At 62.3% G+C, this 14511-nt stretch carries 15 protein-coding genes; 8 read left to right on the plus strand and 7 right to left on the minus strand.

Annotation, left to right across the window (positions count from 1 at the left end):
* Positions 1-31: 31 nt before the first annotated feature.
* The 4 genes from NZ740_02840 to mnmA are packed head-to-tail and all read right to left on the minus strand — an operon-like array spanning position 32 to position 3507.
* On the minus strand, positions 32-550 hold the full coding sequence (locus tag NZ740_02840; GenBank protein ID MCS6770946.1) for a hypothetical protein: 519 nt from the start codon (positions 548-550) through the stop codon (positions 32-34).
* Positions 543-1529: an aminotransferase class IV gene (locus NZ740_02845; GenBank protein ID MCS6770947.1), complete on the minus strand. Its 987-nt coding sequence runs from the start codon at positions 1527-1529 to the stop codon at positions 543-545. The genes NZ740_02840 and NZ740_02845 overlap by 8 nt, the downstream gene beginning before the upstream one ends.
* The gene (gene larE, locus NZ740_02850) at positions 1526-2440 is read right to left on the minus strand and encodes an ATP-dependent sacrificial sulfur transferase LarE (GenBank protein ID MCS6770948.1); all 915 of its coding nucleotides are present in this window, start codon (positions 2438-2440) and stop codon (positions 1526-1528) included. Before larE ends, NZ740_02845 begins: the two co-directional genes overlap by 4 nt.
* Positions 2437-3507 carry a tRNA 2-thiouridine(34) synthase MnmA gene (gene mnmA, locus NZ740_02855; GenBank protein ID MCS6770949.1) on the minus strand — a complete coding sequence of 357 codons (1071 nt, stop codon included), beginning with the start codon at positions 3505-3507 and terminating at the stop codon, positions 2437-2439. The genes larE and mnmA overlap by 4 nt, the downstream gene beginning before the upstream one ends.
* Positions 3508-3629: 122 nt before the next feature.
* Here mnmA and folK point away from each other — a divergent pair, with 122 nt between their 5' ends.
* The gene (gene folK, locus NZ740_02860; protein MCS6770950.1) at positions 3630-4196 is read left to right on the plus strand and encodes a 2-amino-4-hydroxy-6-hydroxymethyldihydropteridine diphosphokinase; all 567 of its coding nucleotides are present in this window, start codon (positions 3630-3632) and stop codon (positions 4194-4196) included.
* On the opposite strand, the gene NZ740_02865 is transcribed toward folK, so the two are convergent.
* Complete coding sequence (locus NZ740_02865; protein ID MCS6770951.1) at positions 4197-4493, minus strand: hypothetical protein; 297 nt, start codon at positions 4491-4493, stop codon at positions 4197-4199.
* A 178-nt stretch (positions 4494-4671) separates the two neighbouring features.
* Here NZ740_02865 and rpsB point away from each other — a divergent pair, with 178 nt between their 5' ends.
* Together rpsB and tsf are read left to right on the plus strand one after the other, a co-directional pair.
* On the plus strand, positions 4672-5580 hold the full coding sequence (gene rpsB / locus NZ740_02870) for a 30S ribosomal protein S2 (protein ID MCS6770952.1): 909 nt from the start codon (positions 4672-4674) through the stop codon (positions 5578-5580).
* 41 nt (positions 5581-5621) lie between these two features.
* A complete protein-coding gene (gene tsf / locus NZ740_02875; GenBank protein MCS6770953.1) occupies positions 5622-6458 on the plus strand; it encodes a translation elongation factor Ts in 837 nt (278 codons plus the stop codon).
* Between the two features lie 179 nt (positions 6459-6637).
* Here tsf and NZ740_02880 read toward each other — a convergent pair whose 3' ends face one another.
* Both NZ740_02880 and NZ740_02885 read right to left on the minus strand, forming a co-directional pair.
* Positions 6638-7282, minus strand: coding sequence for an FHA domain-containing protein (locus tag NZ740_02880; GenBank protein MCS6770954.1), 645 nt, complete (start codon positions 7280-7282; stop codon positions 6638-6640).
* 30 nt (positions 7283-7312) lie between these two features.
* Positions 7313-8515 carry a tetratricopeptide repeat protein gene (locus tag NZ740_02885; GenBank protein MCS6770955.1) on the minus strand — a complete coding sequence of 401 codons (1203 nt, stop codon included), beginning with the start codon at positions 8513-8515 and terminating at the stop codon, positions 7313-7315.
* A 141-nt stretch (positions 8516-8656) separates the two neighbouring features.
* Here NZ740_02885 and NZ740_02890 point away from each other — a divergent pair, with 141 nt between their 5' ends.
* The 5 genes from NZ740_02890 (at position 8657) to NZ740_02910 (ending at position 14502) form a co-directional block, all read left to right on the plus strand.
* Positions 8657-9934 carry a dihydroorotase gene (locus NZ740_02890; GenBank protein ID MCS6770956.1) on the plus strand — a complete coding sequence of 426 codons (1278 nt, stop codon included), beginning with the start codon at positions 8657-8659 and terminating at the stop codon, positions 9932-9934.
* Positions 9931-10863: a hypothetical protein gene (locus tag NZ740_02895; GenBank protein ID MCS6770957.1), complete on the plus strand. Its 933-nt coding sequence runs from the start codon at positions 9931-9933 to the stop codon at positions 10861-10863. Before NZ740_02890 ends, NZ740_02895 begins: the two co-directional genes overlap by 4 nt.
* 45 nt (positions 10864-10908) lie before the next feature.
* Positions 10909-12006, plus strand: a complete 1098-nt coding sequence (locus NZ740_02900; protein MCS6770958.1) for a hypothetical protein — start codon at positions 10909-10911, stop codon at positions 12004-12006.
* A gap of 340 nt (positions 12007-12346) precedes the next feature.
* Complete coding sequence (locus NZ740_02905; GenBank protein MCS6770959.1) at positions 12347-13162, plus strand: hypothetical protein; 816 nt, start codon at positions 12347-12349, stop codon at positions 13160-13162.
* Positions 13135-14502, plus strand: coding sequence for a nucleotidyltransferase family protein (locus tag NZ740_02910; GenBank protein ID MCS6770960.1), 1368 nt, complete (start codon positions 13135-13137; stop codon positions 14500-14502). Before NZ740_02905 ends, NZ740_02910 begins: the two co-directional genes overlap by 28 nt.
* Positions 14503-14511 lie beyond the last annotated feature (9 nt).

Consider the following 14511-nt stretch of genomic DNA (forward strand, 5'->3'; position numbering starts at 1 on the left):
CCAGATTCACAACGGCATCGCCGCTCGCGGGCTAAAAATAGCAGCGGAGTGACAATTCCATGAACACGTCCGTGTCGCGCAGCTTTTCCTCATCCGGGTAGATGTCCTCGGTCGCGTACGCAAAGACACCCGCGGCCGCCACGGCGACTTGTTCCGCCAAAAAATATTTCGCGCCGGCCCGAAACTCGAGAATGCCGGCCAGATCGTCTCCTCCCACCCCCTCCACATCCACATTCGCAAACCCCGCAAAGAACTCGGCAAATGGTGTTAGGTCCGTTTCCGTGTCGACATTGTACTCCGCAAACGCGCCGAGCCCGATTCGGTTCACCTTCTTGTTATCGGCAAAATCGAGGCGGCCGCCCGCCTGCGCATTGTCGAGAAAGAAGTAGCCGTAGGACGCGTTAAGGCGCAGCTCGCTCCCGTTCACCGTCGAGGGGTCAAGCGATCCCTGTAGACGAAGTTCCTGCGAACCCTCGGCAATCAGGGCCGCTTGCGCCAGACACGGCAGAGCCACCACGACAGCGATCAAGGGCAGATATTTTTTATTCATGCTCGTCTCCTTGGAAAACATTCAGCCGAACTTCCGGATTCAGACGAATATCTTTTCTCAACAGATCCAACAAGGCGAGCGCAATCGGCCCCGGCTTTCCGGACCCGACAGGCCGGCCGTCGAGCTTGACCACCGCCGTAACATCGGGGGTGGTCCCAAAAATGAGGATTTCCCGAGCTGCGGCGAATTCCTCCCTGCGGATCGGCCCGCGAAAAATTCCGCGCAATCGCCCATCACGGACCAACTCCTCGGCCAACGCGAGCGCCCGGTTCATCGTCGTTCCGCTCAGAATGCGCTCGGGACCAGGCACGCGCAGGTTCATTTTGCCGTCAACAATGCCCACATTTTCCGTCGCCCCCTCGGCGAGAAACCCCTGCTCGTCAAAGGCGACGGCAAAATCCGCGCCGGCGTCGACCGCCTGTTTTTTCAGCAAAGCGTTGGGCAGATAGTTACAGGATTTGATCGTGGCAAAAAATCCGGCCTTGATAGGCAGGTCGCTCGTAACGAGCCGGGCCCCTTCCGGATGCGCATCCATGAAGGACGGCACGGGCGCGTGAACCACCACATAGAGGGCCGGTTCCGGACAGTCATATGGATTGATCCCCATGCTTCCCGGGCCCCGCGCGAGCAGGACGCGAATCAGGGCATCGCGCCGTCCGCCGGCGCGGACCGTTTGCGAAACCACATCGGCAAGCGCCTCCGCATCCCAGGGCGCGCCCAGGCCGATCGCGCGCGCCGAATACAGCAGACGGGCAATATGTTCGCGCCACAGGTAGATTCCGCCATCCACGCACTTCAGCGTCTCAAAGACGCCGTCGCCACGGTGCACGAGATGATCGTCCACGGGAACGAGCATGGCCGCCGGGTCGGTGACAATCCCGCCGGCAAGGCTGGAATAAAACGCGTAGAGTTCGGCCCGCCGGATCGACGCATGGGCTTGAACAAACGAATCGCGGTCCAGAAGCGGGATCGCCGTCATTGAGCACATTCCCCGCCGGACGAAGACCGGCGATCCTCGACCGGCGCCGCCTCGAACCTCGTGAACACCTCGTTCAGGCTGCCGCGGCGGTACCCTTGGAGATCCAGCGATACATACCGAAAGCCGCACGCCCGGAGATGGGCCACAATCTGCTCGCGAATCGGGGCTCTGGCCGCGCGTTCGATGTCCTTCGCATCCAGTTCGATCCGCGCCACGTCGCGGTGCACGCGCACCCGCACATTTTGAAAGCCAAGGTCGCGAAGCCCGTTTTCTGCGCGTTCCACCCGTGCGAGCGCCTCCGCCGTAATTTTCTCTCCGTAAGGGAACCGCGAAGCCAGACAGGCGAACGCCGGCTTGTCTGCGGTGGGCAGACCCAGCATGCGCGAGGCCTCGCGGATATCGGCTTTTGAAAAGCCGATCTCTTGAAGCGGGCTTTCCACCCGGTTCTCCAACGCCGCGCGCCGGCCGGGGCGAATGTCGGCGAGATCGTCTGCGTTGGATCCGTCGACCACATGCGCGTATCCCTCGGCGTCTGCAATCGCTCGCAGCAGGCCGTAAAGCTCGGTTTTGCAATGGTAACACCGGCTGGTCGGGTTGTTCGCGTAATTCGGATTCGCCAGCTCGTTCGATTCGATCACGCGGTGCGGGATGCCGATGAGGGCGGCAAGGGCGCGCGCCTCCTGCAGCTCTCGCGCAGGAAATGAGGGCGACGTCGCCGTCACTGCGAGCGCCTTCACGCCCGGTTCGCGGGCCGCTATAGCGGCCAGAAAGGTGCTGTCGACTCCGGCGCTGAACGCGATCACAACCGACTTCATGTCCCGGATCCTCGCGCGCAGGGCCTCCACTTTATCGTCCAGGGTGCGGATATTCGGACGCGCGATCTCTCCGTGCGATTGAACCTCAAATTTCATGCTTTCGCGATCCATCCCCCGCCCAGCAGGGTGTCGCCCGCATAAAATACCGCAGCCTGCCCCGGCGTCACGGCGAATTGAGGCTCCGCAAACTTCACGCGCGCGCGCCGGGCGTCCAGCCTCTCCAGTTGTGCGGCGACGCCCGAGTGCTGATACCGCAGCCGGACGGTCAGAGCCACGCCAAAGTCCGGCTCCCTGCCAGATTGCCAGAAAATGTCTTCGACGATGCACGAATCCCGCAGGACCTCCTCGCGGCGGCCGACCACCAGGGTGTTGGTCTCCGGCAGCAGTTCCCTCACATATAGCCGGTGCGGAGCCGCGATCCCCAGCCCTTCCCGCTGGCCGATGGTGTAGCGGTGCACTCCTCGATGGGTGCCCACTATGCGGCCCGATGAATCGACGATCGGTCCCTCGCGACGCACTTCCGGATGATATTTCTCCACCAGCGGGGCCGGACCCGCATCCGTGATAAAGCACAAATCCGCGGTTTCCCGCATGCCCTGGATCGGTAGCCCTTTTTCGGCGGCTATGCGGCGCACTTGCTCTTTTGTCAATTCCCCCAGCGGAAACACGCAAAGCTGCAACTGCTCCTGCGTCAAGCGATGCAGAAAGTAGGATTGGTCTTTCCGCGGGTCGAGCCCACGCCGCAGGCAGACGCCTCCCGCCGTCCGCTCAATCCTGACGTAATGCCCCGTAGCGACAAAATCGCAACCGAGGGCCAGCGCTCGCTCGATGAGAACGCCGAACTTGAACAATCGGTTGCAAAGAATACAGGGGTTCGGCGTGAGGCCTGCCGAATAGGCAGCGGCGAACGGCCGGATGATCTTCCGCTCAAATTCTTCAACAACATTCAGCGTGTAGTGTCGGATCCCCAGGGCATCGCACACGCGCCTCGCCCTTTGAACGTCTTCGAGCGAGCAACAACGCGATCCCTCTTTGAACATGTGGAGGGTAAGCCCGATCACCTCCCAGCCCTGCTCGGACAGAAGCGCCGCGGCGACTGACGAATCGATTCCACCGCTCATCCCGACGGCAACCCGTCTTGGCCTGGCTGTTATCTCTGTCATGCGGACTTTCGGCATCCACTCACATCAGCGCTTTAACGTCAAAACCCAACCGGTCTACTACCCTCCTCGCGATCGTTCTCGACCGTGGATTATGGGGACCATCTGTGCCATCCTAATTTGCCATGACAACTCGGAAAGCGGTTGAATGCGCGCTAAGCCTGGGATCCTGCCTGGGAGACCGACTTCGCCACTTGCGCGAGGCTCGGGCGGCCATCGCGGCCATCCCCGGCGTGACGATCATAGCCGCTTCACCCGTTTACGAAACCGAACCCGTAGGCGTGAAACCTGAATTCGCAGCCCTCCATTACTTGAACGCGGTCCTAATTCTTGAAACGACGCTGACCGCCGACGCCCTGCGAGCGACTCTCGCCCGGATCGAAGAGGCGGCCGGCCGCGTCCGAACCGAGGATAAATATGCCCCTCGCACACTCGATATCGACATCCTCTATCATGGCGATGAATTCCGCTCGTCTCCCGAACTCTCGCTCCCTCACCCGCGCTGGGCGGATCGACGATTCGTTGTGCAGCCGCTAGCCGATGTCCGCCCCGACCACATTCTGCCGGGGTCAACGGTCACCGTGGCCGAGCGCCTTGCACTACTCCCGATCCATCCCGCCGTGCGGAAATTTACCGACCAGTGGCCGCCCATTGAAGCCGTCGGTAGACCGGAATCCAACCCCCAAACCTGACTACCCTCGCCGGCCCTTGCGCCCAAATCCCGGCGAATCTTCCCATGCCGCGGACTCAATCGTCGTTCGGGGATAGAGCCGATTGGCCAGCGCCGCAGCCGCGTAGGCAAGCCCCATGTACACGACGGCAAAAATGAGAAACGTCACCGCATTCCGCAGCCATGCCGGAGGTTCCAACCCCGCCGACACCAGCCGGACATGTATCGCGTGCCAGCCGTGAAGAGATGCGACCAGCAGCGGGAAAAATACGAGATGCATGCCCAGCCAAATCAGGCCTCTTGCCGAGCGATCTTCCATATCACCATGTTACACCAAAACCGTTTTTTTTCTTGCGCGCCGGTAGGCTTTCCCTAAATTCCGCGCCAGTCCTGAAAACGCGTGGAAGTAAGGACGGAAGCGAGCGCCCACCCGCTCCCGGGTCCGGGCCAAAGCAGATTTTCCGCGAAATCGCGGAAGAACAGAGGGAGAAGAATAGATGGATACGGGCGGGTACACCCCCAACGTCACGGTCGAAGACCTCTTGAACGCCGGCCTTCATTTCGGCCACCAGACCAAACGGTGGAACCCGAAAATGAAGAAATACATCTTCGGCACGCGCAACGGCATCTACATTATAGACCTGCACAAATCGTTAGAGCTTTTGAAAGTGGCTCTAAATTTCCTGTACCGCACGGCCGCCGAGGGCAAGTCGGTGCTGTTTGTCGGAACAAAGCAGCAGGCCCACCTTCCGATCGTGTCCTGCGCCGACCGCACGCGCCAGCCCTATGTCACGAATCGCTGGCTCGGCGGCACGCTCACCAACAACGTCACCATCCGAAAAAGCATTGGTCGGATGCAGGAAATCGAGGCGCTGGAGAAGAGCGGGGCTTTCGAGAAAATGCCCAAAAAAGAGGCCGCACGCCTTAAGCGCGAACTTGAAAAACTGCGCTCCAATCTCGAAGGCATCAAGGACATGATGACGTTGCCCGGCGCGGTCTTCGTCATCGACACCGAACGGGAAAAAATCGCCATTTCGGAAGCCAATCGACTGGGCATCCCGGTGGTCGCCATCGTCGACACCAACAGCGACCCCGATCCGATCAACTACCCCATCCCGGGTAACGATGACGCCAGCCGGGCCATCGAGCTCATTTGCAAGCTGGCCGCCGAGGCGATTGAGCGAGGCATCGCGGATCATACGCAAATCGCAGCGGCTGAGGCCCAACAAAAGAGCGCGGAGGATGACCGCGCGAAGGCGTCCGAATCGGCGGCCAAAGCCACGTCAACCGCTGCGGGCGCGCCGGCCAAAGCCGAACCTCGAAAAGAGGTCCGCCGCACTCGCGCGCCGCGGGCTGCGGAGACTTCGGCCGAGGAATCTTCCTACCGTTCAAGCGCGGACGAATAACGAACGCTCAAGGATCGAACCCACAACAACACGGACACGCCATGAACATATCTGCAACGATGGTCAAGGAGCTCCGCGACGAGACGGGGCTAGGCATGATGGAGTGCAAAAACGCCCTTGTGGAAGCAAAAGGCGACAAGCAGGCCGCCATCCGTATTTTGCGAGAACGCGGCCTCGCGATCGCGGGCAAGAAAGCCGACCGCGCCGTCAAGGACGGCCGAGTGGCTTGCGAGATTTACGACGGCGGAAAAGCGGGCGTCATGATCGAGGTCAACTGCGAAACGGATTTCGTCGCGCGGAATGCTGTCTTCCAGGCATTCATGAAGGACCTCCTCCAGATCGCCAAGGGGCTTGGCGATAATCAACTTGCGGACCATGTCAAGGAACAGGTCGCCGCCAAAATCGCCGAGATCGGCGAGAACATCGTCGTACGCCGCAATGTGAAGTATTTATTGCAGGGCGAGGGCATTATCGCCGGCTACATCCATCTCGGCGAAAAGGTCGGCGTCCTTGTTGAAATGGGATGCACCAAACCTGATTCCGTTGGCACCGAGGTATTCCGGGAAGCCGTTAAGGATGTGACCCTCCACATCGCCGCCTGCAATCCCGCCTATCTCCGGCGCGAAGACGTCCCCGCCGAGGTCGTCAACACCGAGCGCGAAATCTATGCAAAACAGGTCCAGGGCAAACCGGCCAACATCATTCAAAAGATCGTCGACGGGAAGATGGAGAAATTCTATCAGCAGACCTGCCTTGTGGAACAGGCGTTCGTCAAGGATGCGGACCACACGGTGGCCGAAATGCTGAAGGCTCGAGGCGATTCGATCGGCGATACGCTGACCATTCGCCGGTTTATTCGCTACCAGGTCGGCGCCTGACATCCAGACCGGCAGGGCAACAAGCGCCGGACCATCCTCGCCAACACATAAAAAATCATTCCCGCAGCGATTCGCCGCAACCTGGCACAATTGCGGGATGTTGCGATCTTAGAAGGCGGAAATAAGAAACCGGAAAGATACCGCCCTGCGCGAGCGGCATCATTCCGATCGCCGCCGAATCAGGATTTGCGCTTGATCGTAATCGTGATCGGCCGGCGCTTGAGCACGGCACTCTGTGCGCCCGACGAGGCCTCGGGCCGCTTTTCTTCTTTCGGCTCCGTCAGCGGCACGCGGGGGAGCTCCGGCTCCGCCGGCGTCGCTTTGGGCGCTGGCTCCGACGATGAAGCCGGCGAGGATCCGACGGGCGGCGTATGGACCGGAGTATGGCGTTGTGGGATGGTGTCGTTGACGATCTCCCGCAAAATGGTGGTATATCCCTTGCCGATGTCCATTTTCCCTTCGATTTCCCGAAAGGCTGTCTCGGTACCCACTTCAGGATCCTGTTCAAAACTCAGGGTCGTGGAACCTACGCGGATGACGTCCCCCGCCTTCAGCTTGGCGACGTCGATTTTTTGATTGTTGACCCAGGTGCCGTTTCGGGATTTCAGGTCCTTGATGTAAAAATCTCCGTCCCACAGCCGGATGCCGCAGTGGATGCGCGACACGCGCTCGTCCAGAAGGACAATATCGGCGTCGGCGCTGCGGCCGATCGTGATCGGCTGGTCGCCGAGCTGAAACTCCATCTGCGTGCCATCCGGTTTAGTATAACGCAATCGCATGTTCGGAAGCCCGTAACTTGCATCCTGCAGTCTAAGGAAAGGCATCCCCTTTCGCAACAGGTTTGCAGAACCCGCCTAAGGCTCGAGCCGCCCTTGCCGAAGAATCTCCTCTATGGCGGGGTCCGGTTCGGCTCCCGCGGCAACCGCTTCGTCGTAATATCGGCGGGCGGCCTCCAGGTCCGCTTTGGGCCCCGTCGAAAGAAGGATGGCTAGGTTCATCTTGGCCTCCGCGTCTGTCGGATCCAGTTCAACAGCACGACGCATTTCGCGCGCGGCATCCTCTGTCCGCCCCCTGGCATTCAACACAATGCCGTAGAATTTCCTCAATAGCGGGTCAGTCGGATCCAACTCCACGGCCCGTTCGCAATCTCGGAGCGCCTCCCGCGTTTTGCCTTCCCTCCACAGAATGATGCCCCGCATGCCTATAGCCTGCGCGTTCCGCGAATCTGCCGCCAACACCTCATCGACCAGGCGCCGCGAAGCATCGAGATCATCGGCGTGGAATGCGGCCGCTGCCAATCCAAGGGTCGCGCTCGCCAGCCCCGGCTGAAGGGCCAAAGCCTCTTCAAATCGATTACGGGCCAGATCCAAATCCCCTGCCCGAAGTGCGCGCTGCCCCTCTGCAACGAGGCGGAAAACAATCGTTGCGTTCGTGGTCGCTGGCGCAGCCGCACGGGATTTGTCTTCCGTCGGAGCCGTTCCGGCGGACTTCGAGAGCGCCACTTCTGTCGGCGGCGAATCGCTCCGATTCCCTTCCTCGCGGCCGGCAAGCATGGCATGCTGTCGGAACGCTTTCTCCTGTTCACGCAGAGCGGCGCGCACCTCTCGCACCTCCTTTTCCCGCTCGGCGAGAATCGCTCGCAGTCGCGCCTGGTGCTCCTGCTCGCGCCAAAGCGACTCGCGAAGGCCGCGAATCTCCTCCATGACCCGCTCATCGGCCTCCACCTGAAGGTCGTTCAGTCGGCGCTCCATCTCCACAATTCGAGCCAGATTGGATGTGGATTGTGAGGCAACCCCTTCAAGACGGTCGCGGGCCTGCTTCAGCGCGAGCGCGGCCTGATAGATTTCCCTGCGCAGCGCGTTCAACTCCTCTTCGTGTCGCCGTTGCATCTCGTGATAGGCGCGAAGTTCCGCCACCACGTCATCGAACGTTGCGGCGGGCTGGACACCGCCCCGCGGTTGCTGCGGCCCCTGCGGAGCGCGGCACGCGGCCACCGCCGCGCACATCAGGACACACAACACAATCCCCGAACGGCTCAAAAAATCGCGAGCAATCATGACTCGAGTGTTGCGCCTCCTGCGCGATTTCGCAAGCGCCGATTCCGATCCGCGCGCGGCTGGCGACCGCAGGAAAATCCATCGCCGCAGCTCAGATTTTTTGCTCGTCTTCCCGGCACTGGAGACGAACATCTTGCCCAAATGTCGGACGCCTTCCTGATTACAAACGGCCGCGTCCTCGACCCCGCCACGGGTGAGGATGCCGTTCGCGATTTGTGCATTTCCGGCGGGCTCATCGTCCGGCACGCGCCCCCCTCCGCCCGGGTCATCGATGCGGCCGGTCGGTTCGTCACACCGGGCCTCATTGATCTCCACGTGCACATGCGTGAACCCGGCGGTGAGGAGAATGAAACGATTGAAACCGCCTCCCGCGCCGCCGCGCGCGGCGGGTTTACAACGGTCGTCGCTATGCCCAACACCCGGCCGCCCCACGATACGCCCGAAACGATCCGCTACGTCGCCCTCCGGGGCCGCGAGGCGGGGCGTGTCCGCGTCCTTCCCAGCGGCGCGATCACGCTCGGTCGGCAGGGCAAGGCCCTCGCCAATCTCGCGGCACTCGCCGGAGCGGGCGCGGTCGCCTTCACCGACGACGGCTGCACGGTCCAGGACGACGCGCTCATGCAGCGAGCGATGGATATCGCCCGCGACCTCGGAAAACCCATCCTCGACCACGCCCAGGACAATCGGATCGAGCGGCAGGGTGGGGTCATGCACGAGGGCGAGGCGTCCCGCCGATTCGGTCTGCCAGGAATTCCCGTTGAAGCGGAGACGCGGATAGTCCAACGCGACATCGAACTGGCCGAATCCACGGGTTGCCGCGTCCACATCCAGCATGTCTCATCCGCCGCGGCCGCCGACCTGATCCGCTCGGCGCGCGCGAGAGGCGCGCCCGTCACCGCGGAATTGACGCCTCACCACCTCGCCCTCTGCGACGAGGACATCGACCCCGCCAATGCGAATTTCAAAATGAATCCGCCGCTCCGTTCCCGCAGCGACCGAGCGGCCCTTGAACGCGCCATCGTGGACGGATCCATTACCTGTTTCGCGACCGACCACGCGCCGCACAGCGCGGACAAAAAGGCCCGCGGATTTTTGCGCGCTCCTTTTGGCGTCGTGGGCCTGGAGACAGCCGTCGGCGTCACGTGGACCCTGCTGGTCCGACCGGGCAAGATGCCGGCCCTCGAATGGTTGCGCCGATGGACGACCGGGCCCGCATCCGTACTCGGACTGCCGCCCCCCAGCCTTGCCCCGGGCTGCCCCGCCGATGTCGCGATCTTCGACGTGGAAACGCCTTGGATCGTCCATCCCAACCGCTTCGAATCCAAGTCGCATAACACGCCATTTGCGAACTGGACCCTCTTCGGTCGCGCAGTGGCCGTCTGGCTGGCCGGCAAACTCGTTTGGGAGGAGCGCTCATGAAATGGCGAATGTGGCTCCAAGCCGCCCTGTGGCTAACTCTGTCCACAGGTCTGGCCGACGCTCAGCCTCGAAACAGTTCGCGACCTCCTTCGGGTCCGTTCACGCCGGAACCCGCCATCCGGCCATCCGCGCCGTTCCCCGAAGCGAAACAAAGGCACCCCCCGTCCGATGTTTATCTCGCCGTCCAGTACGGGTTCCGTTCAACGGAAGTGCTTTATCTCTACTTGAGTGCGCGGCGCGCCAACGAGGTTCGAGACCAGTTGCAGATTTTCGCGCCTCGAAATGGCGCGTTTGAGCTGATTGACAGCCCCGCCGGGAAACTGGCCACGTTCCCGCTCAAAGGCGGATCCGGCACGATCCGCGGTCGCGAATTCCGGATCCAAAACCTCGAATCCAAATTCGACGGGGTAACCTTCCGCACGGATCTTACCGTAACTAGCGGTTATCGGCTTTGGGACGTGATCCATGTCTCTGCGGAAGTCACCATGCAATCGCAAACCGGCCGCGCCGCGTACCGTGTCGGCGGCCTCGTGCACTCGTATGTGGGCCTCAGTCCAATGGAAGCCAAACCCTTTGCCGTCGTAGGAATGCCCAGGTTTCGGATCGGACCCGGAAAATTCGATGTCGGCCGGCTCTACGCCTCGCTCACGCTGGGCGATCTTCCCGTACTGCCCGGCGACGGCATGGGGCGCGAGGTTCGCGCTTCCATAAAGGAGGCCGGCAGCGATCGGGTTCGGACGACGCGCGCTCGCTGGGAGGATCGCCCCTATCTCGGAATTCGCCCGTTTGAGACGCTCGCCCTACTGGAATTCGATGCCCGAAGCGGCAAGGAATACGAGGTGGAGGCCTCGCTCGATCTGGGCCCCGTCTTCGGCACGGCCACGGCTCACACTCGCTTCACAGCTCCGATCCCGAAAAAATCGGACTAGGCGCAGGGCGCTCAACGGACCCCGCCACGGAAGAGAGGACAAATTATGCCCTTTGAACACGGATCCATCAGCCTTCGCCTCCTGTACCTGCCCCGCGACCTGCCCGCGGACGCGGTCGAAGCGTTCGCCCGGCATGCGGCGCCGCCGCTCGAGACATTAGGCGCAGGGGAAATCCACGGTTGGGTCACCGGACGACACCTGCTCGACCGCAAAATCACACGCGAAACGGCCCGATTCGCTGGCTTTCTCCGCCTCTCCCTCATGCAAGCGGAACGGAGGATTCCGCCGGCCCTCTTCCGTGCTGAGTGCCGCATCCAGGAACTCGCCCGGATGCAAGCCTCCGGAACCGACCGGCTGCCTCCCAAGGCGCGCCTCGAAATCCGCCAGGAGGTCGCCGACCGGCTGCTTCCCCAGATGCCGCCCACTCTTCGCGGCATCCACATGCTTCACCGCCCGGGTTCGCGAATTCTTTACACGACCGCCATTTCGGAAAGGCAGCTCGAGGCCTTCCAGATCGGCTTTTCCCGCGCAATCGGCTTCGCCGGTATTCCACTGTCGGCCGACACCGCCTCGCTGCAGCGCCGCCGCAAGAGCATCCGCGACTGGCCGCCCGTCAGCTTCTCGCCGCGAGTGAATCCCGAAGCCGTCGCCCAAGACCCTGGGCTCGACTTTCTCACCTGGCTGTGGTTTTTCTCCGAAGCCCGGGGCGGCATTGCCGATTTCGGCGATCGCGGCCGGTGGGCGGTTTCCGTCGAGGGGCCGTTCACGTTTGTGATGGAGGGCGCCGGCGCGCACGAAACAGTCGTCCGCCGGGGCGAACCGCGGTTCAGCGCCGAAGCGAAAGCCGCGCTGCTCTCCGGAAAGAAACTCCGACGCGCCAAGGTTACCCTCGCCCGCGGTGAACAGGTCTGGTCCTTTTCAATTGACGCGGCCACCTTTGTGTTCCGCGGCCTTCGCCTGCCCGAGGGAGAACGGCTGGATGCCGCGAGCCGATTCGAGGAGCGCATGGATCGGCTCGACGAGGGCGTCGAAGCCTTCCTCTCGTTTTTCGACCGGTTCGCGGACGAGCGAGAAAGCTCCGACTGGACGGAAACGCTCGGCGAAATCCGGCACTGGATGGAAACGCGGACAACGCGCGACTGATCGAAGCATCTGTCTGCGGCGCGCCCAGCGCGCCCATTTCCATGCTTAGGAATTTCCATGCAATGGAAGCCGCGGCCCCCTCTTTTTCCATATCATGGAAGCCCCAAGCCGCTTGTTTTCCATGCCATGGAAACTGCGACTGAAATTTTTCCATACCATGGAAGTCGTGACGCGCATTTTTTCCATGCCATGGAAAACGAGACCCGGATTTTTTCCATTCCATGGAAAAAACGCCGCACTTTTTTCCATGCCATGGAAAACGACGCGGCGGCGCCGGACCGTCGGGGGCGAGTCGCGTGTGTTTTGATTTGTGCGGAACTTTTCTCGTAGTCTGTACTGCGTGCTGGAACTAACCTTCCAAGGCGGTGTGTCGATCCGACTCGACGCGCCGGAGTCAGTTGCCCATGCGTTCGAGCACCTCTTCGGCGCGTGCCGCGCGGACGGAGGGCCGCGCTCGCCGGACAGCCGAATGACGATCGCTGTTATGCGCGGCGATTCGGATGGGCTCTGGAGCGTTCGGTTCGACGGAATTCTCGCGGCGCAATTCGACAGCCTCTCCCAAATCCTGCCGTTCCTCGAAACGACGGTGTGCCAGTTTCTGCTGTACCACCGGGCGGATCGCCTGCCGCTTCACGCGGGGGCTGTGCGATCCGAGCGGGGCGCGATCGTCATGCCCGGGGAGAAGGGCAGCGGCAAATCGACGTTATGCCTGTGGCTCGCCTCCCGCGGCTGGGATTATCTGGGCGATGAGCTCGTGTGGATTGATGCCGAAGGCCGGGTGGAGCCGTTCCCCAAAGCGGCCGCGATCAAGGAGGGATCATTCGAACTCTTCGGCCCCGCGGAGACGTTTGAAAGTTTGACGCGCGGACCGTTGCGCTACCACCGGCCGAGCGGAGGCGGGGTCGCGGTGGGAACCGCGCTGTCGGTTGAGGCGCTAATCTTTCCGCAATTCGACCCCAACGGCGACTCCGTTTTTCAACCGCTGCGACCGGAAGAGACGCTTCTGTGCCTTTCGCAGATGGTGTTTGGCGGAATGGCGCGGCGGCCGGACCGGTTTCCGAATCTAGTGGCGCTGGCCGAGCGACCTGCGTGGGTCGCGGTGTATCGCGACGCGCGCGAGGTCGAGGAATGGCTGGCCCGAGGCGGGACGAGATGAATCGGGAACTTCGGCATCTGTGCGATTGTCTGGCGGCGGCTGCGGGCTTACTCGATCGGCTGCCGGCGGGCACCGTAGATTGGGAGCGCTGGCTGGCCCTCGCGGCGGAGCACAAGGTTTCGGCGCTCCTATTCAACCGCTTTCGACGGGCGCCGCCGTGGCCGGAGGCTGTTCATCGGGAACTGGCCAGCCGCTATGCAGCCTCGGCCTACATGAACGGCCTTCGCGTCCGTGAACAGGTCGCCCTGCTTCGCGCCCTCGCCCCAGTGGCGGAAGTGATCGCATTGAAAGGCTTCGCCCTGCTGTTCACGCTTTACGGCGAGGCGGCAGAACGCGACATGGCGGACCTGGACCTTCTCGCAGCCGGAGAGCGCGAAGCGGAGTCGCTTGCTGTCGCCCTCCGCGAGCGAGGTTATGTTCCCAAACGCGAGATGGCCGGCCACCATCACCTGTCGCCCCACGCGCACCTTTCTGGGCGACTCACCGTCGAGATCCACACGAACCTCACCGGTCCGTTCCTCCCCTCCGTCGCGATGGATCACATCTGGGCCCGCCGCGAGTCCATCCCTCTGCCCGACGGCGGAACTGTGAACATCCTGTGTCTGCCCCACCGGTTGTTCCACCAAGCGCTGCACGCAGTCAAAGATCCCATCGAAAGCCCGTTGCTTCGGAACCTGTTCGAGATAGCCTGGATGGCTTCCCGGCTGACACCGGAGGATTGGTCCGCCTTTGACGAATTCGGCGAGCTCTCCGGTCGGCGCGCGACCGCGCTGCGCGCGCTCGCGCTCGCGCGGGAGTGGTTTCCCTTCAGCGCACCTGTTTTCCCGACACCCAGGCGATCGACAATCGAGTGGTGCGCGCGGCGCCGCTTGAACTGGATTGGCGAGCCGACTTCGGCCGCGGAGCAGTTCCTACGACACCTCGCGGTCAAGCACTTCGACCGCATGCCTGCGGGTCGACTGCGGATCGACCTTCCTCACCTGCTTGGCGTGGCAGTTTCAAGCGTGTGGAAGGCCGTGAGGCTGCGGATCCGAACCTGGCTCGCGCCCTGGAGTCGACTGCCCGTGCGGCGCATCCCGCTGGCGGAACGTGAATTCCGAGATGCAATCGCTTTGCTCCGGCCGAGCAATGGCCAGGTCTATGTTTTGCGCGGCGCCGCCGCTGCGGCCTGGCGGGCATCGTCAGCAATGAAGTCTCCGCGACAAGTCGTCCGGCACACCGTCGACGCGGGTTTCAGCGCACGCGAGGCGCGCGCTGCAATCCGCCGCCTGACCGCCGAGGACCTGCTTCTAAACGCGTCCGCAAAAACCGCTGGAGCGCCTTGGGAGCCGTCGATATAAACCTTAGTA

Source organism: Kiritimatiellia bacterium (assembly GCA_025054615.1).
In the GTDB taxonomy this organism is placed as follows: Bacteria; Verrucomicrobiota; Kiritimatiellia; order CAIVKH01; family CAIVKH01; genus JANWZO01.